Genomic DNA, 20,336 nt, shown 5'->3' with positions numbered 1-20,336 from the left:
AGCGCGTCCAGTACGCGCAACAGGGCCGGGCCGCCGCTCAAGGCGTCGACGAGTACCTCAGCGTCCCAGTCCTCGGCGCGGTCTCGGATCATCGTGGCCAGCCAGCGCACCGCCGACTCTCGGTTGCTGAGCAGTGCCGGCTGCGTGTCGTCGATCTGATTCAGTGCACCGGCGACGGAGCTAATCAGACTTGGCGTTACTAGGCTGCCGGTGGCGTCGTTATCAGTTGCGGTGCGGGCTTTGTCCAGCACGAGCGCAAGTCGAGACGCAGAAGAGTCGGGCGAGTTCTGTAACAGTCCGTGCAACGCGCCGCCATCGTCGGCAACAGGGTGTGCCGCTGCGTAAAGCGCTTCTCGGACCGCAGCGTCGCGCACGTCGTGTCGCGACACCGAGAGAGTGAAGTAGCGGTCGAAGTAGTCCGATCGCGCAATACTCCGCTCGTGTCGCGACACGGTCCCTTCGGTGGTTTGGGTGATCACCGGAAACAGCTTGGACATCACGAGGCGGGCTTGCTCGAGCAGATGGCCTTGTGGCACCGACTCGAACAACGGGCCATAGTCAACTGGTTCATCCGAGACCATCCCAGTCTGCGGTGACATGAACCTCGTGCGTCGTCCGGCACGACACAGTTGCGACTTCCACAACGGCAGAGTTTCGTACAGGCCGGGAAGGTGGACCTTCAAGAAGGTCAGCATCGCCAGGTCTGCGTCGTCGATCTCATCGGGCCCGATCATGGAGAACGCATGGCCGACCTGTGCTAGATATCGGTCGATGGCGCGCGGCGTGCGTAGTCCACCTCGCACGGCCGTCCTCATGATGCTGACGAATCTGTGGGCAGTCAGTGGAGCCGGGTCGCGGGCTGTGAGGTGAACGATCTCATTCAACCCATCGTTGAGTCTTTCGAGAACCTGGGTGTCTGACAGCGGAGGTACTGACAGCGGATACTGCACGATCTTCTCGATGAATCGTCTAGCGTCCTGATGCGAGTCTGGCGAGGGTCGCAGGCCCCCACTGAGAGTGGCGGCCAAGGTCTGTTCGTCGTACGCGAGGAGGAACTGGACCCCGGGGAACCGGCCGAGGAGTCGGACCACTCTCAGCAGCGCCATCAGCTCGTCGCGCTGCAGCCGATCGAGGTCGTCGATGACGATCAGGATCGGCACGCCCACGTCCTCGAGGGTGGCTGAGGCCTCCTTGAAGGCCTGGTGCCAAGGCTTCGGGTTCTTCAACCGGTCGCGCGCAAGGTCGGCGTAGCCGGCGGCTGCCGCGCCGAAAAGGGGAATGGCCTTTAGTCCCGGCGAGGCGACAGTCAGACATCTCTCCAGGGCCCGGCGAGCTTCGGTTGATCCCGATGCGGGCAGTGCTGAGGCCAGTGCGGTGTAGAACTCGGCGACAAGCGCCTCGGAGTCTGCCGACGCCCAAGGCGAGAACATCACCGCGCGCCAATCCGGTTCGCGATCGTGCAGGTGTTCGAGGACCATCGTGATGACCGAGGACTTGCCTGTACCCCATGGGCCGGTGAGGGCGAACACGGTGCTCGTGTTCCACGAATGCGTGTCGATGATGCGCCCAGCCGCCGCCTTGGCGAACTCCGAGCGCTCGAAAGAGTCCTCGCTCGTGCCCGCAATGGGGTCGTCAGACCAGTTGAGGGTCACCGGCGCACCGAACCAGCCCGCCGAAGTCGGCGGCCACCCGGTCTTGTGTTCACGCCTGGTCCAGCCCGAGTGTGCCTTCAATGTAAGTCCGCGACTGCAGGTCCGTGAGCCCGTTGCGGTGCACGCACGGGCACACGTCGGCGCCGCCGGGGGTGTCACGCCAGCATCCTGCGTCGCAATGGTCGCGCTCGGGGTGACCACAGGTGCAGGTCGCCGAGGTCCTAAGCGACGCGAGAAGCTCCTCGGCCTGCTTGATGAGAGTTCCGGCGGTGTCAACCAGCGCCGTCGCTCGGACCGAGTGACCCCGGGCGTGGGTCTGGACCGCGAGCTCTGAGAGCACCCTGGCCAGCGCCGAGTCCAGCTCCAACCGCGACTGACCACGCATTGCACCGAACGTGTCATATTCCTTCAAGGCCATAACGAGACCGTCACACGCGGCTACGACCTCGCCCACCTCTGCATTATGGCTCATCCGGTGCACCCTCCCGAGTTGTACCCGCGAGGCTCGTGCCGCGGATGAGTTCGAGTTTGGCAGCCACGTGCACGCGCGTATACGCAGCCATCCCGCCGCTGTTTCACTCGGGAACCCCATACGGGATCGGCGCAGGTGACGGCCGCGGCTGCCCCCAGGTACGCCGCAGGACCCGTCCGACCCTCCGTCCGGGACAAAGGCGTCGAGCGGCACGCAACGCTCCGCTCCCCCACGCCGACCGAGTCGCGCACCTCCGAGGTAATCGGCCGTCTCGAAACCCACCTCGTCCCGTTCGGGCGGGACTTAGATACCGGGACTGAGTTCCGGGACCAACGTCGAGCCGTGGTCGCAGGCAGAGCCCACTTGTGCCGACGGTGCCAGCGGGTGTCCCAGAAACCTTTGATTCCAAGACAGTCAAGGACCTGATGTACGCGACTTGGCGGAGCCCGCCGGGCGGCTCCAATCCCGAGTTCTGCCTGTGCAGGCGAGCGGCCAGTATGTGGCCCACGGTCGATATCTTCGGCCGTGCCAACCGCTCGCCACCGCGCGCCGGTATTCACGGGTCTCGCGACGGCGGCCGTAGCGCTGGTGCCTGGGGTCTCGCCCGGCAAGGTCGGAGGTCAGTCCCGCGGTCAGTCTTCGGTCAGCGGTGTGTGCCAGGGGTCGAGCACTGGCACTCCAAGAGGCTCGAAGTGTCGGATGTTCCGTGTAACGACGGTCATCCCGGCAGACTCTGCAATCGCGGCGATGAGTGCGTCGTCGAACGGCGCGTGCTCAGGGACCCGATAGCCAGCAAGGGTTCGGGCCGCCGGCAGGTCGAACGGCAGCACCCGGTCGACGAACGTGGGCAGCACGTTGTGTTCAAACCAGCGGCGCAGTACCGCTCCTTGCCTCTGGTCGACGCGTTCCTTCGTGACGACGCCGCGTTCGATCTCTGCGACGGTGAGCGCTGTGACGAATTGGTCGCGGAGCGGCACCGCTGTCGCCCACGTCTCCACCGCGGTGTTTCGTCCACGCACTCGGAGCGCGGACACCACGTTGGTGTCCAGCAGGTATCTCACAAGTGCGCTGTGCGAGCGGTTAGTCCGAGCCGCTCGGGCTCGAACTCGATGTCGGCGCCCTCCTCGGTGCCCAGCAGGTCGACGATCGTCACGGGTTCGTCGTTCAGCGCCCTGGCCAGCACATCGCGCGCCTCTGCCTCCACCGACCGGTGGCTCAGCTGCGCACGCTTGCGTAACGCCGCCTTGGTCCCCGCGGGAAGGTTGCGGATCAGAATTTGCTCCATCGCGACCACCTCCGATATCGAGGTCACGATATCACTACTGTGGGTGGGTCGTTCTTTCGAGGCGTATTACACCATCAGACTGGCCGTCTACACCGGCGCCGGCTGAGTGTCGGGCGGGGTCTCTGGCGTGGTCGTGGGGTTGGGATCCAGGCTGGGAGTGACCTCGGGCTCGACGGTGTCGGGGTCCACGGGCTCAGTTGAGGGGATGCTCATGGGTCCACCTTCGTGGTTGGCTGCGGCGAGGGCAACGACCTCGACGCGGCCACTCATCTGACCTACAAGCCCGGTCGTGTTTCCCGACTGGCGGACAGCCCCGGTGGCACACCTCATGTGGTCCTGCGATCGTCGCGGACCCTGGCCCGAACGCGCGCCCAGGTCATGGCCCGTGCCGAGCTGCTGGGCACCCCCGTTCCGTCGATAGGGCATGCCTCAATCCCGTCCGTGTTGGCTCGCTCGACACCCGACGCGCCCAGGAGCGGTCACTGCGGGAACCGCGCGTTGTCACCTTCGAGGGACTCCGGCGGCCGGCTGGCGTGGCCGGCACCTGGAGTCGGACCCGCTGCCTGGCCGGAGGCCAGCGACGACAGGGCGCCGCGTATGCGGCACCGCTGGAGCCACCCGGGGGGGCGCCACCTCTCCCCCGCTGGGAGGTGGCGCCCCGTGAGGGTGTCAGGTCCGCCAGAGTGCGTCGACGGCCTCCTGCAGGTCCGCCACGGGCGGCTGCTCCCACGTGCGGGGGTCGATCTGGGCGACCAGCGCGGTGTCGAGCAGGATCGTCATGGAGTGTGTGGGGTCGATCGTCCCGGCGTTGGCGAGCGCGACGCGGGCGGCGTACCCGTTGCCGGTCTGCCAGGCGGCGAACCCGGCCAGGGCGAGCGCGTTGACGGCGCGCTCGGGGACGGTGTTGCGGGCGACCCACGCCCACAGGGCCAGGGCGTCGGCCGCGTTGGCGCGGGTGATGTGCGCCCACATCAGGTCTCGGATCGGGATGACCTGGGACGCGGCGACCAGGTGCGCGACGTCGGTCCGGGTCTGGGCGGGGACCTCGCGGGCAGCCATCTTGACCGCCCGGTTGATCCACGCGCGGGGGTCATCGCCGGTGGTGAAGTCGATCGAGTCCGAGACGGCCTGGGCGTCAACCAGCGGCCACGTCGTTCCGGTGCCCGGCGTCAGGTCCGCGTCGATGCTGCTGGCCGGTCGCACCTGCTGTCCGGCGGCGGCCGCTTCGGTGACGAACCGGTGCGAGTCGAGGTCGACAGTCCATCGGGTGTCGGCGCATCCGTCGGTGTCGCACGCGCACCACACGTGTCGCCCGTCGGTCCCGGCGACGATCTGGACGGCGACCAGGTCGTGCAGGGCGGCCTCGAGCGCGAACACGCTTGCGGCGGTGGCGGTGTGGCCGGCGGCCAGGTCGGCACCGATCACGACGACCGACACCGCGACCTGCCCGTGACGGGCGGCCAGATCCTCAACGGTGGCCGGGACGTGCTCGATCGCGTCCAGGTCCATCCGGAACATCGGGGGCTTGTGAGTGGGGTCGTCGGCCCAGTCCAGGTGCACGATGACGGACTCAGTGGGGACGAACCCGAGCGCGGTGCACAGCGCGGCGACCAGGTCGGCGGGGTTCTTCACAGTGAGCAGCACGATGGTGCCTTCCTGCCACGGGAGCGGGCCGGTGGCCTGGGTTGCCAACCGTTGTTCGCCCCTCCCGGGCAAGAGAAATGCAGAGCCGGTACGGGGCCCCGGAGGGCAACCCCGGTACCGGTGGCCAGGGGCGGCGAGCTGGTGAGGAAACAAGCGAGCTCGCGAGCGCCGAGGCCGCTCGTTGGTCTGGACGCCGGCGCTCAGCGCGGGGTTGCGTGCAGGGGCCGCCGGCTCAAAATTGCTCGACCCGGGAGGAGAGAACGTCGATCCAGTCCAGTGCCGCGCAGCGGCTCCGGTTGGTGTCCGTCTGGTGCGCGCGCGGCAATCTGGTGCCCGCAATGCCGTCGATTCCTGGACCGTCCTGGGTAACTGCGCAGCTGTCCACGGACGCTGGTGGTGTGCACGCCGGGGGTCATACGCAACTGCACCGAAGCCCGACCGCTGCCATGTCCGGCTCCGCGCCGGCGGCATCTGCCGTCCGGCGTGCTCGACTGAGCGTCTGTGGGTTTGGCGAGCAGTGACGGTCCCGCTGCTGCTGACACACTTGGCCTCGACCGGACAGGTAGTGAGCATGACGGCCTCGAACAACGAGTTGCGTGCATCGCGGGAGCAACGGTTCCGCGCGGTGTTCCACGCGACGCACTCGGACTTGTTGAAGTTCGTGGTGCGGCGCGTAGGCATTGACCAGGCTGAGGACATCGTGGCCGATGTCTTCCTGGTGGCGTGGCGACGAATCGACGGTATGCCCACAGCTCAGGAGCAGGCGCGGCCTTGGTTGTTCGGTGTCGCGCGCGCCACGATGCTCAATCACCATCGCGGGAGCGCGCGTAGAGATGCCCTTGCGGTGCGCCTGTCCTCGACGTGGGTCACCAACCCCACCGTCGATGACGTCACCCCACGCCTCGTTGACCTCACTGCCGCGTGGCGTCTGTTGACCCCTGCCGAGCAAGAAGCGATCAGTCTCACTGTCTGGGAGGGACTGACCTCGGCCCAGGCCGGACAGGTCCTTGGATGTTCGGCCGTTGCTTACCGCCTGCGCCTGTCCAGGGCACGCCGCTCGCTGCGCCGCCACCTCGACCCCACGGCCCAGCAGAGCAAAATCCGGTCACACACCGTCAACACCCCCGCCGAGGAGCCCCGGACATGAGCCCCCGCCGCCAAGCCCAGACCATGCGGGCGCTGCAGAATCTCGATTCGGCCGCTACCGGCCCACTCGACCACATCGAGCAGCGGGCCTCCAGGACTCTCGAGCAGATCCTGAAAGCCGCGCCCGGTGAGCCGACCTCGAACCCTGGACCGGGCCGGCCGACGCTTCTGCGCAACGGCCGGACGGTACTCATTGGCGCGGTGCTTGCCGCTACTGTCGTTGCCGCGATCGTGATCCCGCTCCTCACTCGGGTCGAAACAGCGTTCGCCTCGTGGTCGCCGAGCCCTGCCTCCCTCCAGGGAACGGAGCGCACCACGACAGTCGAGGCCTGTCTGAAGCTTCAGAGTGGCGATGGGGGCAGCCTCGCGCTCGACCCGACAGCGAAGCCCACCGTCCTCGTGGCCGAACGGCGCGGCGGCTGGAGCTACATCCTGTTCCGAGTGCCCGGTGCCTCTCAGCCAGAGCTCGAAGGCTCCTGCCTGGTCCCCAACTCCGTCGTCGCTGACCCGCAGCCAGGGCAGGGCAACTTTTTCGGCAGACTCGACGGTGTCGACGACCTCACCGACCCATCGCCGAATAGCCGCCTCGTCCGCCAAGACACCTCCCAGCTCGGGACCATCGGCGACGACGCCTTCGCATCCGTAGAAGGCACAGCCGGCTCAGACGTCGCCCGCATCCAAGTTCGGACCCCCAGCGGCCGAAAGGTCGAGGCCTCGATTGAATCCGGTCACTGGGCCGCCTGGTGGCCCGTCGGAGGTAAGCCCACGACGAACCCAGACTGGAGCGAACCTCCCAGCTACAGAATCACCCTCCGCGACGGGACCATCGTGGACGCGCGAACACTAGATTGATGCGCCGCGAACCAGGCTCGTCACGTGGTGGCGCCTGGCAACTCATGGCAACGAGCCGAGTTGGTCATCCCTAAAACCGATCGTCTGTCGGCTCGACGCGCGGCGCTTCACGGCCACGGTCCGAGGCCGCGCCGAAGGTGCCTGCCAGCGCAGGCACCCTCGGACAACGTGTGAACGCTTCTGTCTAGAGCGTGTCCTTGACCTTCGGTTGTCCGTTCTTCTTCCAGGTCAGGGTCCCGATGTAGAGGGACTTGGGGGCCGACTTGCCGGCCTTGCTGGCCGGGTAGTGGCCGTTCCAGGTGAAGTAGAACTTTCCATCCCCGCCGTCGTTCACCGTGGCGTTGCCCTTGCCGCAGGTGCGGATCTTGTTGTTGAAGCCAAGGGTCCTCGGCTTGCTCGGCCACCGGCTCAGGTCCTTGGTCTGACGGAAGACCGAGTGGTACGGGTGCGCACCGGTGCATTGACGGAACCAGCCGCGCGAGGTGAACAGGGTGTACGTGTCTCCGCGCTTCACCAGGATCGGGTTCTCTTCGATGCTCGGCGAGCTCCAACGGGTCATCTGGGTGCTGGGGCCAGCAACCGTGGTGTCGGTGCGCGTGGCGTCGAGCGGCAGCAGACGGGTCGTGGTCAGCCACTTGCCACCGCGCCGCTTTTCAGTCTTGTACGTCAGGTAGTAGCGCCCGTCCACGACCGCGGGCGTGGCATCGATGATGCTGCCGGCGGTCTTGCTGCTGACGACGTCGGCGGCCCTCACCCCCGATCCCGAGAAGCAGACCAGTGGCTTGTTGCGGGGCTTGAACAGCGCCTTCGGACGACCGGCCGAGGCGACCGAGTCGGTGAGGCTGGCGCCGGTGGTGTAGCCGGTGCCGATGCAGCGCCGATGGTCCTTGCCCTTGACCGGCGCGGAGTAGAAGACCACGTAGCGCCCGCTGGGCTCCTGAACGATCGAGGGCGCCCAGACACCGCCGACGCCTTCGGCCCACTTCGGCTTCTTGCTCAGGAGCGCGAACTGCTTGTCGCGCCTCCACTTGCCCCCCAGTGCCGGCGCACGCGAGATCAAACCGGGCTTTTTGGCGTTGCCCGTGTTGAGCATGACCCACCCGGCAGGGGTCTTGATGAGCGACGGGTTGGGCACCGCCAGCTTGGTGGTCGGCGCCGTCAGCGCCGCTGCTTGACGCTCGGTCGTCGACGCCGATGCCGACGTCACCCCCGCCGTCATGACAGTTGCGAGGACCGCCGCGCCCACCGCGGCCGCGGTCCATCGAATGTGGTGTGTGGTTCGCATGCCCGCACGCTAGATCAGTTGAGGGTCACAACTGTCCTGTGGCTGTGATACCGCCCCCTAACGACCGCCCCGCCGGCCTCATCGCGCCACGGCAGGACACATCAGCTCGTGCCACCAGTTCTACGACGTCAACTCCCACCACATTCCCCGTGCATGACCACAACGGGATCGTCTTTCGGGAACTGCTGCCGAGCGCGTCGAGTCGTAGAAGCCGCGCCTGGTAGGACAACTATCGCCGGACGCGCCGATTTGGCATGGTGCAATCTGTGCGCCAACTTCCCTACGTTCCAAGCGAACCCATCTACCAAGTAGCGCACCACGAACCTGCTGCTCGGCGAGGTGTTGATCTCTGGAACAGAGCTGGAGACATTGAATCCGACGAGCCACTCGCCTACGTCGTCACTGCTGTCTTTCCGCCCGAGCCCGGCGACCCTCTAGCCATGGTCTGGAATGGGCTTCTCCCCTCATTTGGCCATGGCAATGCGCTTTGGTCGGCCACCTCCGCCCTCAGCGCCGAAGAACTGGGGGTGGTGACCGGCGACATCGACCCGGCGACGGCAATCGAGAGCCTCATGGCCGACTTCTACAGCGCGCGACGATGGTGGACTCACGTCACGGTCATCGTGGACTCACTACCCACACCTTGCCTGCGTCATGGCGGCGCCACGGTGTCGATAGTGGCCCCGATCGCTGCGGACCGCTGGTGGGCATTGAGCGATTGGCGCCAACCCGGGCGCACGCCCGTACTGAGCCGTGCACGTCCCGAAGACCTTCAGCCGACACCTTCAACCGCCTGACTACGGCGGTCCTGCTCCGCAGTGGTTATCGGTCTCGCGTCGGTCGCACTCTGGGTGATCGTGCTTCACTGAGCACGTCTTGGGCTTGGCGCTATCAGCGGCCCGGCCTACCCGCGTGTATCAAGCGCGCTTCGGAGGCGACAATGGTGAAGTCGTCACCGTTTCGAGTGCGGCGATGGCCTCGTCTGTGCGGTATCCCAGCTGGTGGGCTTTGACGGCGTATTGGGTCGCTGCGTTCATCAGTGCGGTGCTTCGGTCGCGGTTATGGCTTGCGGAGTGGGTCGGTTTCTCTTGGCCAAGGACGGTCGTGCCGGCTTTGCCTTTGGTGGCGACTGTTCCCTCCCGCTCGAGCTCTTTGTACGCGCGGGCAACGGCGCCGTTAGAGAGACCGAGGTGGCCGGCCAGGCGTCGAATTGGTGGAAGTCGAGTCCCCGGTGGCAGCGCCCCGGTCATCACCAGCTGGCTCACCTGAGATCGGATCTGCTCGTAATGCGGGGTCGGGCTGCGTGTGTCCACCCAGATATCCATGGCTATCTCGATCCGGCCGCTGGCGCCGGTGAGGTCGAAGCGGCTCGGTGCCGTGCTGTCCACCAGGGTTCAGCCAGACCAGCGACGATGACGCAGAGGCCAATTGCAACTGCGAGGAGTCCCGATGCCGATGACAAATCAGTGAGCGACTCATCGACTAGCCACGCGTCAGCAGGTGGCGCGCCCGATGGCGCGAAGACTGGTGCCGCGCTGGCGGCGATTCCCAGCAAGATGGTCTGACCACCAAGCAGACCCGCTGCGAGACGGCGGCTGCACACCAGACGCAACGCGCGGTCCGCGCCCGGATCGGGGCACGTCATCGAGGGGCGCCACGTAACCCGCGCTTGGCCGAGCCAGGCGCCGATGAGTAGAAGCACCGACAGCCCTCCGACGATCAGCAACGAGTGCTGGGTCACGTCAGGCAAGGTCGTCCCGAGGCTGAAGTTTGGGTACTGGCTTGGCTCGGAGCGGCGTCCGAATGTGTAGGTGATCGCGGCGGTCAGCCCGATCACGGCGGCAGCGACCACGGTTCCAGCCCAGAACAGGCGGTTGGTGGTGACTGGCTCGGCGTCATCAGGACTGATTCGGGCTACGCGCTGATGGCCACCGTCGAGTCGGACGCTTGCCGAGGCGACGACTGCAAAGGGGACGGCAACGGCTCCGGCTGAGATCTTGAGCTGCAACGCAAGACCAAGAACCGCGGCCCCGCCCAGGAACAATGTTCCGACATGACCCATACGGGCGAGGGCCCCGCGCACAGCACTCAGCGTCGCGTCGGAGTCACTGATTCGTGATGCCGATAGCCACTGGCTGAGCCGATGGGTCGAAGGTGGCATCAACAGCAGCCAGACCGCGACGAGTCCGACCAGGCCGCTCGCAGCGGCGGCAAAAGAGTGCATGCATCCCCCGTTTCGTATCAATGTAGTGGTGCAACGATACAAACGGGTGACGCCCGAGTTGTCAAGCACTCTGGGCCTCGAGCACACCCACACCCGGCTCGACTCACACGGTCATGACGCATCCACCTCGTCGACGTTCGAGTTCTCGAGGGATCTGAAGCGTGACGCCGCGGGCCTCATCATGAACGCTCACAGGCGTCGATTCTCGGCGAACAGGCCCCACCTCAAGCGGATCTCGCCGGACTGATCCTCGTAGGAGTACGTGCAACTGGGTTCCCAGAATGAGCCGCCCATCGACCAACCGGCCCCTCCCTGATAGTCCCCATCAGGGCCATCGACCTCCCGAATGAGCGCATTCGCGGCCTGGTCGCAATCGTGGTTCAGGGTCTGACTTCGCCCCATCGCGGCGAATGCCATGACGGCAAGCACACCCACCATCACCAGGCAGGAAACAGCGGGCGCAACAACGAGCAGCCGGAACGCGACAGACCTCACGGCCATGGGCGGTCGCGGACTGCCTGCCGAAGAACTGACCACATCGCCCCCACTGCCTCCGTCTGCGTCCTCACTGCGCTGCACCCCAGCAATAGTGCCCGGTTCGAGACCACCTCAGAGTCAACATCGCAGAACTCAACAGGCTGATCAGCTGGGGGCCCAGCCCACATCGACCGAAGTCACCTCACCCGCAATCCGATACTCGCAGGTCCAATGCGGACGCCATCCCCAGTGCAGCTCGCTGGTGTAACTCACCCCAGCCCAGTAGGGAATTTTGGGGGTGTTCGCGTTGCAGGCACTGTCGATAGACAACTGGCCGGCGCTCGGAACGATCACGAAGTACATCGCGGCCATGAAAATGCCCGCCACGACCGCGATGATGCTCAACGTCTTCCACGCTGGCGCCGACTGGCGGCCCTCAATCTCGGTGGTGGTCACGACAACTCGCGTTCCCTTCCATATGCCTGCGTAGCAGACGTCGGTCTCGGACCCGCTCACTCCGTCGGCTGGGTGGCGTCGTCGCCGTCAACCTGCCCAGCCCAGATAGAACCCCTCTGGTCTGCTGGTGGTGAAGCACACGACGCCCGCAACGGGGAAAGCGCGATAACCGGTGCCGAAGCCCTCGCCCTCATCGGCGTACCCCATGCAGTGTGTGTAGGCGGCGCCGTCGGCCTCGGCCGCCACCCACGGTGCCCCGAAGTACACCCCCAGCGCACCGAGGAAGACCACGACAAGCACCACGACTCTGCCGCCGGAGAACCCCCGCGACTCCTCCCGCCGCTGGATTGAGGAAGATCCGCGGGCCACAGTCACGCCCACATCATGAACGAGGCTTGGGTCTGCCGGCTGGGAAATCCGCCAACGACCGCAGGTGACATCGGGTGATCAGGCCCTGGTCCGCCGTCCTCGGCGATGGTGTTCTGGGCGCAAGTCGTGCGACGACTCTTGTTTTCACTTCGGTGTCGCCCCGCAGCCACTCACCAACCTCTTGCGGAGCGTAACCACGGCGGGAACCTCGAGAGCCACACGGGCCCTGAGCCGGCGAGGATCTTCGAGTTGATCGCAGATCGGCCCGGCGCACCGAAGGGCACGCCGGGCCGACTGTGTTCGCGCTGGTGTCAGCCGGTCATCTCGTAGCGGATGCAGGTTGTGGCCCAGGCCATGCTGGACCACGGGTTCGAGATGGGCGGACGCTCGCAGTACTTGATGGTGCGCATGTACGTCTTCTGCGTCTGGCACTGGGTGCCAAAGCTGTACGTAGTGCACTTCCGGGCACTGGAGATGAGCTTCCAGCCGGCGCCGGGGTCCGCCGAGGCGGGTTGTCCGACTGCGACGGCCGAGCCCAGCGCGAGCACGGATCCTCCGACGACTGCGGCGGCCCGGCGGGCCAGGACGCGGTGCGTGGTGCGGTTGCGGGTTGGCAGATTCACTGTTGCCCCTCACTCTATGGATGCGTCCCGACCCGTGCGGGCCGGGCTTTGTCCCGAGAGGCCTCGACTCTAGGCAGCGAGGGGGTCACGGCACCCGCCTTCGAAGTAGCGGCGACGGCCACAAGGGATCGTCACGAGCGGCGTGCGCCATAGCGGGATCCTCTTCTGAGACTGCGAGCGGCCCGAGGTCTCCTTCGCGCGAACCAGCCAACCGGGTGCCACCGAATCGGGGCGGCACGCCACCGGTGGTTGGACGGGCGGGTGCCCTGAGCACTACCGTCGATTGCAGTTGTCCCGGCCCCGACGACTCCACCGCCTTTGCGAGGAGTGAGTCATGCCCGATGTCGACGGCCGACCCGAGCCAGAGCGGGATCCAGCGTCGTTGGCCCGTCCGGCGGGTGTTCCTCCCGCAGCAGAACCGTTCGCGGTGGGCGGTTGGGTCGATTTCGGGGCCGAGCGGTTGCCTAGGACGTTGCTGCTGCTCGGCAGGGTGACCGACGACGCCCTCCTCTACGTCGGACACGTCCGCGTGGACCCCGCCGGCGCCGAGCGCTCGGGACTGCGACACCTGGTGGAGGAGGCCGAGCAGACGGTGTGCCCGTTCACGCGGCCACCGCGGGTCGAGGCGGCGCACTGGTGCGCCGAGGGTGTGGCCGTGGACGTGCAGTTCGACGGGCAGAATGCAATCGGCAGGCTCAGAGGACCGATGCTGCGTCTCGCGCCGCCCTCACCGGCGGCCAGCGGCCCCGGTGGTGGCTGGCGGACTACCAGCGTTCTCCAACCGGGAAGCCCGTGAGATGGACGCGACGTCAGACGGCCACGACCAACGGGTCCGGCAGCTGGTCGCAGCGGCTGCGCAGCCCGGCCACGAGCACGGCCTGCTTCGACTGTGTGATCTGTGCGACGCGGCCGTGACCGAGCTCGACCTGCTCAGCGCGACAGTCAGCACCGTGACGGGCCTGGGACCGACGCTCCTCGCCGACGCCGGCAGCGACGTCGGGTCCGCACTGGTCGACCTGCAGGCGGCCAGTGGCGAGGGGCCGATCCACGATGCCGCCGCACACCGTCGCCCCGTCATGATCGACGACCTGCTCGTCGAGGGGCGTCAGCGGTGGCTCGACTTCGCCGCCTCGGCCATCGAGCTCGGATGCTCAGCTGTGTGGAGCCTCCCGCTCGGCGTGGGCGCCGCGAGGCTGGGCGTCCTCGAGATGTCGTTCGAGCGCCCACAGCTGCGGAACGCCGTCCGCACCCGGACCGCGCTGGCGTTCGCCGAGATCGCCACCGAGACCACCCTGGACGTCGAGGCCGGTCGCGACGACGCCGCCCGCGACGCCGACGCCTCCCGCGTCATCGGACTACGGGCCGAGGTCTACCAGGCCCAGGGCATGGTCCTGGTCGCGCTCGGCACGACGCTGACCGACGCGCTGGCCCGCATGCGCGCCCACGCGTTCGCCCTCGACATCGACCTGGACGAGCTCGCCCGCCGGATCTTGGACGGGACGGTGCGTCTGGATGAACACTGACCACTACGCCACACGTGCCACGGCATGGGAGATGAGACACCGATGATCGACAGCGCTGAGCTCGCCCGGGTCCTCGTCGAGGCGGCCGACACCCTGGTGCACGACTTCGACACCGTGGAGTTCCTGCACACCGTCACCGAGAACGCCGAGCGCGTCAGCGGCGCGGACGCCGTCGGCCTCATGCTCGGCGACCACCACGGAGACCTGCAGTACGTGGCGTCGTCCAACCACGACGGCCACGTCCTGGAGGTGCTCCAGCTCGCCGTGCAGGAGGGCCCCTGTCCCGACGCGTACCGGACCGGCCGACCGGTGGTGAACACCGACCTCACGTCGCCGACGGTCCCGTGGCCGGCGTTCGCCGAGCAGGCCGTCGCCGGCGGCTACGTGTCGGTGCACGCGTTCCCCCTGCGCCTGCGCGACGAGGCCGTCGGCGCCATGGCACTGTTCGGCGCCGGCGCAACGACGTTCTCCGAAGAGGAGGTCATGGGCGTCCAGGCGCTCGCCGACATCGCCACGATCAGTATCCTGCAGGACCGGGCGGCCGCCCGCGCCCAGACGCTCACCGAGCAGCTGCAGGGTGCGCTCGACAGCCGGGTGGTCATCGAGCAGGCCAAGGGCGCGATCTCACTGATCGCCGGCGTCCCGGTCGCCGACGCCTTCGCACTGCTCCGCAACCACGCTCGTCGTCACGGCAAGAAGCTCTCCGACGTGGCGCTCCAGACCGTCGAGGACCCCCGAGCCACCGCGTCCTGGTGGCGCAGCTGACCTGAGGGCCCGCCCGTCCGCACGACAGGCGGACGGGCCTGGCCTGGCAGAGATGGATCGATCGAGTCGCCCCGGCCCCGGTGACACCACACGAGGTGACCTAGGGGTGCCCGATGACGCAGCCGATCCCACACGACCCGGACGCCGGCGATGAGCACGACGTCGCGCTGTCGGCATCGGTCCGCGCGATGCTCGACGTCGTCGACGTCCGTCAGTCGATCGACATGGTCTGCAACCAGCTGGCGAGCGCGTGTGCGCTCGCAGCCGGCACGTCGCACGTCGGGCTCGTGGTCCTCGACGCCCGTGGTGAGCGTGTCCGCCACCGCGGCGCCAGCAGCATGATGGCTTCGGTCCTGGACGAGCGTCAGCTCACCACGAGTCGGGGTCCGCTCGCCGACGTCATGCGCAACCACCGCGCCCCGGGAACCCCTCCGCCGGACGATGAGACCGGCCGGCAGCGGTTGCCACAGGCGGCGGGGACGTGTGGCGCGATTCCCCTTCGTGTCGTCCCCCTCGGCCCCGGTACCGGGTGGGTTGCCCTGGTGACGCTCTACTCAGAGCACCCGATCCCACGCACGCCGCCGGACATCGCCAAGGCCACCTCGGCGGTCGCAGCCACCCTGCTCGACGCCGCGATCTACATCCACAGCATGCACCGCGCTCTGGAGACACGCGGTCAGATCGGCTTGGCCCAAGGTGTGCTGATGGAGCGTCACAGCATCGACGAGGCGCGCGCGATGGACGTCCTGCGCCGACTGTCCCAACACCAGAACGTCAAGCTGTCCGCGATCGCACGCAGGCTCGTCGCGAGTGCCCGCTTCAGATCGTCCTCAGGGACGACCGTCAGTAGCGACCCGACGACTGCGCCACCTCACCCGCCTCTGCCTGGTCCCCGCCGAACCGGTGATGCGGCATGAGACGCCGCTCGCCACTGACACCGCCGGCCGTCGTCGAGGTGCCACGTCTACTGCTGGCTTGCTTCACCGGACGCCTCGAGCGCCTGCTCGACGACGAGCTCCGCGCACGGTGGGATAACTGCGCGGCGACCATCGCCGCTGGCGCCGCAGACCCTCGGGCTGCAGCCGAGTCGGCGGCCGACCGCGCGGTCTACCTGGACGAGATGGGCAGGCGAGGCATCACCCCGTCCGCGGAGACTTCACCGTGGCGACGCTCGGACGTGGCCGGTCGGCCGCCCGACCGGACCGTCACCCGAGGGTGACGGTGTGGGGCACGACTGTCTACTGCAGGCGGCGTCGTCGGGCGATGTCGGCGGCTGGGCCGATGCCGCGGACCCACGGCTCACCGTGTCCGGGCAGCACCAGGCCCGCACCGGTCTCGGCGAGTGCGCCGAGCGAGTCCTTGGCCTGACGGCTCGAGGCCGTCGCAGCCCCGCTGACGATCTGCGGGCCGGCGCGCCCGGTGTACGGATCACGCGTGACCAGGGCGTCGCCGGTGAACAGGGTGTCCCGCTCGGGCAGGTGGACGGCGCAGTGACCGTCGGTGTGGCCCGGGCTGTGCACGACCACCGGCCTCCCCGGGACGTCCAGCACCTGACCCGGCGCCATCACCTGGCAGTCCTGCACCCCACGCACGAACGGTGCGCCCGCGGCCGCCACCGCCGCGAGGCCAGGCAGTCCGCGGGGGTGGCGGACGGGATAGGTGAGGGGGTTGACCTCGCGGCGGTAGGAGAACGGATGGGCCGCCAGGTGCCGGTCGTCGGCGTGGACCCAGACCGGGACCCCGGTGCGCCGGGCCAGTCGTGCGGCGATGCCGACGTGGTCGAAGTGTCCGTGGGTCAGCACGACCGCCCGGACGCTGTCGAGCCCGAGGCCGAGCTCGTCGAGCGCACGGCAGAACGGGCCCCACGCGCGCGGCAGACCCGCGTCGACGAGGGTGACGCCATCGGTGTCCTCGACGAGGTAGCAGCTGACGTTGCCCACCGCGATCCGGTGGATGCCCGACCCGACGTCGTGCACCACGGCGGGCACCTCAGCGGCCCCCGACGGTCGGGCCGGGCTGAGTGGCGTCGGGGCGGTTCTCGGCGAGCAGCGCCAGACGGCGGAGCGTCTCGATGTTGCGCCAGCCGATGCCGAGGTGACGCACCGGTGCCGGGACGAGCCGGCCGGGGCCGGCGGTCGCGTCCTCGGTGATGCTGACCGAGGTGGCGCGCCCCCGGGCCCGGGTGGTGATGACGACGCTGGCCTCCCCCGCGGGCCAGCCCCGAGCAGTCAGCGACAGACGCTCCTCGAGCTCCACGGCTGCCACGGTCGTGGTGTCGTCCAGCAGCAGGGGCCACGCGCCGACCGAATGCATGATCCGGGACCCCACTGCCGGCCAGGTGTCGTCGACGTCGCGCACTCGCGCAGCGCCGACGACCCACAGCGGATAGGTCCAACCGTCGGTCAGGACGTCCCAGACCGTGTTGACCTCGGCACGGATGATGCGGGTGGTCGTGCTCATGGGCGACTCCGGTCGTGGTGGTGTGGTGCGGGAACGGTTCAGCCCCCGCTGGCGGCGTCGTCGCCCTGGTTCTCGTTGACCTCGCGCGACGACTCGTCGGCGGACTCGGCCGGCTCGTGGACGCTGAACGACGTGTCCTCCTCTTCGTCTGGGCCGCGGGGTGCATCGGGGTCGGGTCCGCTCATCGCAGGCTCACCCCGGCGAAGATCCCCGAGGGGTTGTCCGGGGGCACGGTGCTGGGGTTGTCGGTGTCCGGGACGTCGGTGACGGGGTCCTCGTCACCACTGGGGGTGGACGGGGTTCCGGGTGAGGTGGTCGACATGGTCACTCCTGGGTGGTGTGAAGGGCGTGCTGGGAGCAGAGCGGCGATCACTGTCCTGCAGCGTCCGCGATCTCCACCTCGGCGGTGGCCTGGATCAGGGCGAGCAGCTCGGGGTCAAGCCCGGGGGCGAACTCCTCGCGACGCTCGGGTGCCACCGGCATCGGGAAGCCCTGCGGCATCACGTCGACGCTCAGCTCGGTGCCGTCGTTGGACGGCGAGGCACCACGGAAGAGCTTCGCGGCCTGGCTCTGGTCATCGGCACCGAACGTGTACTGGATGCTCTGCAGCCCCTTGTCGATCAGCTTCTTCACCTCGGGGAACTGCTCGGCGTTCGTCCTGGGGATCGGCAACGTCTTGCCCCAGTCGATGCCCAACGACTCCAACGCCTTCGCGTACGCGTTCTCGTGCGCCTGGTCACGCACGATCAGATAGGCGATGGTCGAGCGCGCGGCCTTGTTCTCGGTCATCTGATAGATCCGGCACTTCTGCAACCGGCCCGTCGACTCCAGCATCAGGTTGTACAACAGGTCGAGCACCAGGTTGCCGCTGTTGTAGACGTACGAGCCCGACCACGGGTTGCCCGCGGCGTCCACCGGCAGGGCGCCCTGGGCACCGACGAGGAAGTGGTGGATGTTGCCGTGGTCGAGCGCGATCTTCAGCGGCGTCGCGCCCTTGGCGCCCGGCTCGTCGACGGGGTCGGACGGCTTGCCGTGGTACTCCGGCGCGCCGTCGAGCAGGCGGGCGATCGTCGTGCCGATCAGCTCGACGTGGCTGATCTCCTCGGTGCCCACGCCCTGCAGCAGGTCTCGGTACGGCTTCGAGGCCGGGTCGCCGCGGAAGTTCATCGACTGGAACAGGTACTGCATCATCGTCCGCATCTCACCGAACTGACCACCCAGACCTTCCTGCAAGGCGTTCGCGGCGGCCGGGTCGGGCTCGTCGACGGCGATCTCGTTGATCAGCTGCTGGGTGTGCAGGTACATGGCTGGACTCCGTCGATCAGAGGAAGCGGACAGCCAGCCGCACGGAGTCCTCAGGACCACCGCCGCCTGGCGCGCCGTCGGGTCCAGGACGAGGTGGCCCCAGCCGAACACAGGTCGGCGCTGCCCGCAGCACGACGGGCCCATCGCCGTCGGGGGACGACCGGGTGGTCGACGTGCGGACGATCCGTGAGAGCCGGGACGATCCGCCGCCCCGACCCGGCGCGCTCGGAATCTACGCAGGGTGCTGGCGGTGGGTGCGCCACAACAGCATGCTGGCAGCACATTCCAGTCGCCGGCCGCTTCTTCGCAGCCCTCCTGGTCTCGCTCACGGCTTCCCCTGGACCCCGGGTCGCTCCCTCTCGGCAGGAGCCCCATGGACGAACCCGACGGTCCGCGATCGGACGCAGCGCACCACACGCGGTGTGCCGACCACGTCGACGAGGGCCGAGTGGACGGATCTCCGGGCGGGGTGGCGCTGGCGGGGCACCTCACGATGATCGAGGCGTGCCTGGTCCTGGGGGTGAGCGCCGCGACGGTGCTCGAGTGGACGCGCGCCGGGACGATCCCCTGCACCCAGACCAGGGCTCACGGGCTGGTCGTGCCCGCGTGGGCCGTCGTGCAGGTCCTGCTGTCGACGAGCGGCCCCGGGTGAACGCCTGGCGGCGGGGAGCGCGACGTCACGGTGCGCGACGACCCGCACGCCCGGGGACCGGCACGGCACGCTCAGGCGTTGACGGCACCCCGCCTGCCCGGGGCCGGGCTTCTGGATCGTGCCTGGACCGGAGAGCGTGGGTGGAGTAGGTTTCTTTGCTCCTGGTTGTCCCAGTCCCGACGACTCCACCATCGTTCAAGAGGTGAGTCTGATGTCGGTGTTGAATTCTGGACCGCCGGTCGACCCCGGCGCCTCCTCCCACTCCTCTGGTCCTGGGAATGCGGCGATGTTGATCGCGGTCGACTTCGACCCGGACGGTCTGGTCATCGTCCCGTGTCGGCTCTGTCCGCAGGTCTGGTGGGCAGAAGTCGTGCTGGTGGGCCGGCGGGTGCAGCTGCGCGAGTGGCACCGCGCCGAGTGCCCGGACTGGGGAGACGTGGTCGCGTACGTGACACCGCCCGCGTTGGCCCCGACCGCCCAGGACGTGGTCGTCCGAGGTGCGGGTCTTCGTGGTCTGCAGACGGTTCCGACCGATCGTGGTGACCACCGGTGAGCCCCGGCGATCGGACGGACATCGAGAGGTTCGCGATCGGAGGGTGGATCGACCCGCCGATGTCGCAGGTGTCGGGCCGTCTGGTTCTGCTCGGGGACGTCGTCGGGACGACCTTGCTGTACGTCGGGCACATACGTCTGGACACCGCTCGCAACGCCGGCTCGAGCCTGTGGACAGGCATGGACGACCTCGAGGTCAGCGAGTGCCCGTTCGGGACCCGGCCCCAGGTGGAATCGGCCCGCTGGTGCCGCCCGGGCGTCGCGATCAGCGTCAGGTTCGACGGACGCAACGCGATCGGCCGTCTACGGATGCCGTCGCTCTACCAGGAGGATGCCGCCCGGGCTCCCCGACGAGCCCATCGACCGGCCCAACCGCGTGACGACCGCACACCGCTGAGGGCATGACGTGGACGCCGAACCCGAGGACGTCGAGCACCGCGTGCGGCGACTCGTCACGGCCTCCACGCTCGCCGGTCACGACGAGGACGACCTGCTGCGGCTCTGCGACCTGTGCGACGCCGCCGTCGCCGAGCTCGAGCTGGCCTCGACGACGATCAGCATGATGACCGATCTGGGCCCCACGGTGGTCGCCCG

General features: G+C 68.1%; 28 protein-coding genes. 11 read left to right on the top strand and 17 right to left on the bottom strand.

Annotated features, from left to right (window positions below; all coding sequences use genetic code 11):
• The 5 genes from ACI6PP_RS19305 to ACI6PP_RS19285 all read right to left on the bottom strand — a co-directional run.
• On the bottom strand, positions 1-1,652 hold a 1,652-nt coding region (locus ACI6PP_RS19305; protein ID WP_421113263.1), incomplete at its 3' end, for a KAP family NTPase.
• 49 nt (positions 1,653-1,701) lie between these two features.
• Positions 1,702-2,124: a hypothetical protein gene (locus ACI6PP_RS19300; RefSeq protein ID WP_421113262.1), complete on the bottom strand. Its 423-nt coding sequence runs from the start codon at positions 2,122-2,124 to the stop codon at positions 1,702-1,704.
• 632 nt (positions 2,125-2,756) lie between these two features.
• Positions 2,757-3,185 (bottom strand): type II toxin-antitoxin system VapC family toxin, encoded by a 429-nt coding sequence (locus ACI6PP_RS19295; protein ID WP_421113261.1) that lies wholly within the window; start codon positions 3,183-3,185, stop codon positions 2,757-2,759.
• On the bottom strand, positions 3,182-3,409 hold the full coding sequence (locus ACI6PP_RS19290) for a FitA-like ribbon-helix-helix domain-containing protein (RefSeq protein ID WP_421113260.1): 228 nt from the start codon (positions 3,407-3,409) through the stop codon (positions 3,182-3,184). The genes ACI6PP_RS19295 and ACI6PP_RS19290 overlap by 4 nt, the downstream gene beginning before the upstream one ends.
• A gap of 669 nt (positions 3,410-4,078) precedes the next feature.
• Positions 4,079-5,053 (bottom strand): DUF4192 domain-containing protein, encoded by a 975-nt coding sequence (locus tag ACI6PP_RS19285; RefSeq protein WP_421113259.1) that lies wholly within the window; start codon positions 5,051-5,053, stop codon positions 4,079-4,081.
• Between the two features lie 571 nt (positions 5,054-5,624).
• On the opposite strand from ACI6PP_RS19285, the gene ACI6PP_RS19280 reads away from it, so the two are divergent.
• Positions 5,625-6,200, top strand: coding sequence for an RNA polymerase sigma factor (locus tag ACI6PP_RS19280; protein ID WP_421113258.1), 576 nt, complete (start codon positions 5,625-5,627; stop codon positions 6,198-6,200).
• Positions 6,197-7,051 (top strand): hypothetical protein, encoded by an 855-nt coding sequence (locus ACI6PP_RS19275; protein ID WP_421113257.1) that lies wholly within the window; start codon positions 6,197-6,199, stop codon positions 7,049-7,051. Before ACI6PP_RS19280 ends, ACI6PP_RS19275 begins: the two co-directional genes overlap by 4 nt.
• Before the next feature lie 184 nt (positions 7,052-7,235).
• On the opposite strand, the gene ACI6PP_RS19270 is transcribed toward ACI6PP_RS19275, so the two are convergent.
• Positions 7,236-8,297: a family 43 glycosylhydrolase gene (locus ACI6PP_RS19270; protein ID WP_421113256.1), complete on the bottom strand. Its 1,062-nt coding sequence runs from the start codon at positions 8,295-8,297 to the stop codon at positions 7,236-7,238.
• 305 nt (positions 8,298-8,602) lie between these two features.
• On the opposite strand from ACI6PP_RS19270, the gene ACI6PP_RS19265 reads away from it, so the two are divergent.
• Entirely contained in the window at positions 8,603-9,133 is a 531-nt protein-coding gene (locus ACI6PP_RS19265; RefSeq protein WP_421113254.1) for a hypothetical protein, read from the top strand.
• A gap of 120 nt (positions 9,134-9,253) precedes the next feature.
• Here the strand turns inward: ACI6PP_RS19265 and ACI6PP_RS19260 are convergent, their stop codons facing one another.
• The 6 genes from ACI6PP_RS19260 to ACI6PP_RS19235 form a co-directional block, all read right to left on the bottom strand.
• A complete protein-coding gene (locus ACI6PP_RS19260; protein ID WP_421113253.1) occupies positions 9,254-9,724 on the bottom strand; it encodes a GntR family transcriptional regulator in 471 nt (156 codons plus the stop codon).
• Complete coding sequence (locus tag ACI6PP_RS19255) at positions 9,664-10,560, bottom strand: hypothetical protein (RefSeq protein ID WP_421113252.1); 897 nt, start codon at positions 10,558-10,560, stop codon at positions 9,664-9,666. Before ACI6PP_RS19255 ends, ACI6PP_RS19260 begins: the two co-directional genes overlap by 61 nt.
• 189 nt (positions 10,561-10,749) lie before the next feature.
• Entirely contained in the window at positions 10,750-11,055 is a 306-nt protein-coding gene (locus tag ACI6PP_RS19250; RefSeq protein ID WP_421113250.1) for a hypothetical protein, read from the bottom strand.
• Positions 11,056-11,202: 147 nt separating this feature from the next.
• Entirely contained in the window at positions 11,203-11,493 is a 291-nt protein-coding gene (locus ACI6PP_RS19245) for a hypothetical protein (RefSeq protein ID WP_421113249.1), read from the bottom strand.
• Positions 11,494-11,580: 87 nt separating this feature from the next.
• Positions 11,581-11,868, bottom strand: a complete 288-nt coding sequence (locus tag ACI6PP_RS19240) for a hypothetical protein (RefSeq protein ID WP_421113248.1) — start codon at positions 11,866-11,868, stop codon at positions 11,581-11,583.
• 305 nt (positions 11,869-12,173) lie between these two features.
• Entirely contained in the window at positions 12,174-12,485 is a 312-nt protein-coding gene (locus ACI6PP_RS19235) for a hypothetical protein (protein WP_421113247.1), read from the bottom strand.
• Positions 12,486-12,819: 334 nt separating this feature from the next.
• On the opposite strand from ACI6PP_RS19235, the gene ACI6PP_RS19230 reads away from it, so the two are divergent.
• From ACI6PP_RS19230 to ACI6PP_RS19215, 4 genes are all read left to right on the top strand, one after another.
• Positions 12,820-13,281 (top strand): ATP dependent DNA ligase, encoded by a 462-nt coding sequence (locus ACI6PP_RS19230; protein ID WP_421113246.1) that lies wholly within the window; start codon positions 12,820-12,822, stop codon positions 13,279-13,281.
• 115 nt (positions 13,282-13,396) lie between these two features.
• Positions 13,397-14,008, top strand: a complete 612-nt coding sequence (locus ACI6PP_RS19225; RefSeq protein ID WP_421113245.1) for a GAF domain-containing protein — start codon at positions 13,397-13,399, stop codon at positions 14,006-14,008.
• A gap of 42 nt (positions 14,009-14,050) precedes the next feature.
• On the top strand, positions 14,051-14,773 hold the full coding sequence (locus ACI6PP_RS19220; RefSeq protein ID WP_421113244.1) for a GAF and ANTAR domain-containing protein: 723 nt from the start codon (positions 14,051-14,053) through the stop codon (positions 14,771-14,773).
• 113 nt (positions 14,774-14,886) lie between these two features.
• Positions 14,887-15,690 (top strand): ANTAR domain-containing protein, encoded by an 804-nt coding sequence (locus ACI6PP_RS19215; protein WP_421113243.1) that lies wholly within the window; start codon positions 14,887-14,889, stop codon positions 15,688-15,690.
• 321 nt (positions 15,691-16,011) lie between these two features.
• Here the strand turns inward: ACI6PP_RS19215 and ACI6PP_RS19210 are convergent, their stop codons facing one another.
• The 5 genes from ACI6PP_RS19210 to ACI6PP_RS19190 are packed head-to-tail and all read right to left on the bottom strand — an operon-like array spanning position 16,012 to position 18,538.
• A complete protein-coding gene (locus tag ACI6PP_RS19210; RefSeq protein ID WP_421113242.1) occupies positions 16,012-16,752 on the bottom strand; it encodes an MBL fold metallo-hydrolase in 741 nt (246 codons plus the stop codon).
• Positions 16,753-16,762: 10 nt separating this feature from the next.
• Entirely contained in the window at positions 16,763-17,233 is a 471-nt protein-coding gene (locus ACI6PP_RS19205; RefSeq protein ID WP_421113241.1) for an SRPBCC family protein, read from the bottom strand.
• A 38-nt stretch (positions 17,234-17,271) separates the two neighbouring features.
• On the bottom strand, positions 17,272-17,418 hold the full coding sequence (locus ACI6PP_RS19200) for a hypothetical protein (RefSeq protein ID WP_421113240.1): 147 nt from the start codon (positions 17,416-17,418) through the stop codon (positions 17,272-17,274).
• Positions 17,415-17,555 (bottom strand): hypothetical protein, encoded by a 141-nt coding sequence (locus ACI6PP_RS19195; protein WP_421113239.1) that lies wholly within the window; start codon positions 17,553-17,555, stop codon positions 17,415-17,417. The genes ACI6PP_RS19200 and ACI6PP_RS19195 overlap by 4 nt, the downstream gene beginning before the upstream one ends.
• A 47-nt stretch (positions 17,556-17,602) precedes the next feature.
• Positions 17,603-18,538, bottom strand: coding sequence for a manganese catalase family protein (locus ACI6PP_RS19190; protein ID WP_421113238.1), 936 nt, complete (start codon positions 18,536-18,538; stop codon positions 17,603-17,605).
• A gap of 448 nt (positions 18,539-18,986) precedes the next feature.
• Between ACI6PP_RS19190 and ACI6PP_RS19185 the strand changes: the two genes are divergently transcribed.
• The 4 genes from ACI6PP_RS19185 to ACI6PP_RS19170 all read left to right on the top strand — a co-directional run.
• A complete protein-coding gene (locus ACI6PP_RS19185; protein ID WP_421113237.1) occupies positions 18,987-19,190 on the top strand; it encodes a helix-turn-helix domain-containing protein in 204 nt (67 codons plus the stop codon).
• A gap of 286 nt (positions 19,191-19,476) precedes the next feature.
• A complete protein-coding gene (locus tag ACI6PP_RS19180; protein ID WP_421113235.1) occupies positions 19,477-19,743 on the top strand; it encodes a hypothetical protein in 267 nt (88 codons plus the stop codon).
• Complete coding sequence (locus ACI6PP_RS19175) at positions 19,740-20,147, top strand: hypothetical protein (protein ID WP_421113234.1); 408 nt, start codon at positions 19,740-19,742, stop codon at positions 20,145-20,147. The genes ACI6PP_RS19180 and ACI6PP_RS19175 overlap by 4 nt, the downstream gene beginning before the upstream one ends.
• Position 20,148: 1 nt before the next feature.
• A partial coding sequence (locus ACI6PP_RS19170; protein ID WP_421113233.1) for a hypothetical protein occupies positions 20,149-20,336 on the top strand: 188 nt, incomplete at its 3' end.

The sequence above is a fragment of the Solicola agrisoli genome, assembly GCF_049059935.1.
In the GTDB taxonomy this organism is placed as follows: domain Bacteria; phylum Actinomycetota; class Actinomycetes; order Propionibacteriales; family Nocardioidaceae; genus JAURVT01.
This window is presented reverse-complemented; position numbering and strand designations above follow the sequence as displayed.